At 36.6% G+C, this 235-nt stretch carries 1 pseudogene; it reads right to left on the bottom strand.

The window, feature by feature from the left end:
• Positions 1-131: pseudogene (locus ACFINO_RS10175) on the bottom strand (RNA polymerase-binding protein DksA); the annotation flags it as partial.
• Positions 132-235 lie beyond the last annotated feature (104 nt).

Here is a 235-nt window from a genome sequence, read left to right as displayed (position 1 = left end):
GTTTCACGTGCCTCCCTTAATATATCATTCCTCCAAGAAACCAGTTTAGCACGGAAATACGCTTTTTGCCGTTCATTCATAAAAGGTTCATCTTCACTAGGACGATATTGATCATCAATCTCTTCGCTCATGCCATAAAAACCTCCATCTATGGTATGTGCGGTCTATATATTGTTCAACACCGATCAACACAAGTGTAAAATGCTATTTTTATAACAACCTAAAAATGTGTTTA

The sequence above is a fragment of the Bartonella sp. AA83SXKL genome, assembly GCF_042196965.1.
Lineage (GTDB): Bacteria > Pseudomonadota > Alphaproteobacteria > Rhizobiales > Rhizobiaceae > Bartonella.
The sequence above is the reverse complement of the archived record's forward strand: the minus strand, read 5'-3'. Positions and strand labels throughout refer to the sequence as shown.